The organism is Gracilimonas sp. (assembly GCF_035704785.1).
Lineage (GTDB): Bacteria > Bacteroidota > Rhodothermia > Balneolales > Balneolaceae > Gracilimonas.
In genome coordinates, this window is record NZ_DASSWP010000236.1 from 1 (window position 1) to 2264 (window position 2264).

Consider the following 2264-nt stretch of genomic DNA (forward strand, 5'->3'; position numbering starts at 1 on the left):
CCAACAGATCTCCGAACAGAGAAGCAGCGAAAACCGGGAAGAAGGCCAGGCTTTTCTTGAAGAGAACAAAGAGAAAGAAGGCGTAATGGAAACCGAATCAGGACTTCAGTACAAAGTACTTGAAGAAGGTGAAGGTGTATCTCCTACCGCTGAAGATGTAGTTCGCGTTCATTACACCGGTCGACTGATCGATGGTACAATCTTTGATACCAGTATTAAAGAAGTAGCTCAAGCTAATGATCTTTACAACCCACAAAGAGAACCATATGATGGTGCTCAGTTCCCTCTTAACCGTGTAATATCGGGTTGGACAGAAGGTCTTCAGCTTATGAGTGAAGGTGCAAAATATGAATTCTATATTCCTTCAAATCTTGCTTACGGTGCTCAGCCTCCTCAGGGAAGTCCGATAGGACCAAGTGAGACCCTGATCTTTGAAGTTGAATTACTTGAAGTAAATCCTTCTGAAGAATAATTGACTTTTATTTTATTCAGATAAAGAAAAGCCCCGCATAAAGTTATTATGCGGGGCTTTTTTATTATAGATCAATGTTCATGCCCTCAAAAAAATGTGGAGCAGATTATTCTAAATATTGATCTCACTTTTCTATATCCAATCGGATGCATTTACAAAAAGGCAGTCAAAGATTTTGAACACAGAAGCGGTTAAGAATATTTAATGCTCATTAAGAATCTCTAAGTGGCATTAATGAAATTGATTGGCATATTGAGAAAAGAATAAGGGGAAACAGCTATCAACTGTTTCCCCCTGATACGTTGGCTTTTTGGGGTACAAAGCGAGTAGCTGCGGCGTTATACGTTGCAGCTATTTTTATGTCTAAAAGGGTGTATGGGTTTTTAGAGGAGTAACCAGATTATGTTCCCCAAATTTTATGCCTCATCCCACTGTTTCTTGATACCGACCTGATTATAGTTTGCATTAAAATTTCTTCATTTGCAATAATAAGAGTGTTTTGACGGGCTCTTGTTACAGCTGTGTATAGAATCTCTCTGGAAAGTATTGAATTTGATGTACTTGGGAGAATTATTGCAACTTCATCAAATTCTGAACCCTGACTTTTATGGATGGTTATGGCATAGGCGGGTTCATACTCTTTCAGGCGGGTGGCTGAGATCTCTGAGGCATTTTCTCCTTCAAATTTAATGACAGGGTCTGTTGTCCCCCCGCATATTCCTATCTCACCGTTTCTCACCTTTAGTATGGCATCATTTCTTGTTGCCATTACGATCCTCCCCTCATACCATTCTGAAAGATCCAGCATACCTTTTGATCTCCTGATCAAACGCTCTGCTTCATTATTGATCCTTTCGACCCCGCTTCTGCCCTTTCTTAATGCACAGAGTATCTTTTTCTCATTCGATGCGTCGAGCCTTTTGTCCTCTTCCTGCCGGGAATAATATGTATAATGATCTACCGCAAATTTTCGAATGATATCGTTTACGGATCCACTGGCAGGATCAATCCAGTTCAAGTCTGTGTATTCAGGATCCTTAAGTAATTTTATTGCAGTATCTGCATCAGAGTTGTTGACTGCATGTGCAAATTGGCCAATGCCACTTTCAGTTCCGAAACGATAGCTTTTTGTGAGAAATACCACACTGTCATTGATCGCTGTCGGGGAGTCTATGACCGGAATATGAACTCCTGTTACCGAATTGACCGCTGAGCTTATTTCCTGAGAAAATGAATTATCACCTCCGCAAATATCTCCAAGTATAGAACCTGTCTCCACAGAAGCCAACTGATCTTTATCTCCAAGAACAACTAATTTAGTTTCAGGCTTTAATGCCCGGATAAGCCGTACCCACATGGTGATGTCAAGCATGGATGCTTCATCGATCACTACCATATCGTAAGGGAGTTTATTCTCCTCGTTATACTTGAAACGGCTTCCCCTGAAGTCGGAGCCCAATAATTTATGCACCGTCAATGCTGAATCAGGGATCTCTGCGGCTGTTGCAAATTCTTCAGGCAACATCGACTTCCCGTCTTCAATCGAGTCCATAAGCCGCCGGGCTGCTTTACCGGTTGGAGCCGCCAGCGCAATTTTAAAATCTTGCCCGGGATGAGCCATTGCATGAGATGCAATAATATTCAAAACCGTGAAGGTCTTTCCGGTTCCGGGTCCGCCCGAAATAACCACAAGGTCTTTAAGAAAGCTCAGACAAACAGCTACATACTGCCAGTTTATTTCAAAAAGATCGGCTTTAGCAGGCTGAATTTTTTGAAGTGAGGATTTGATACT

2 protein-coding genes are annotated in these 2264 nt (G+C 41.6%); one reads left to right on the forward strand and one right to left on the reverse strand.

All coding sequences use genetic code 11. The features are described from left to right. Nucleotides 1–472: FKBP-type peptidyl-prolyl cis-trans isomerase (locus tag VFM80_RS13240; RefSeq protein WP_395072445.1), on the forward strand; the 472-nt coding region annotated here is incomplete at its 5' end. Nucleotides 473–872: 400 nt separating this feature from the next. Here VFM80_RS13240 and recD read toward each other — a convergent pair. Continuing rightward, nucleotides 873–2264: exodeoxyribonuclease V subunit alpha (recD, locus tag VFM80_RS13245; RefSeq protein WP_395072447.1), on the reverse strand; the 1392-nt coding region annotated here is incomplete at its 5' end.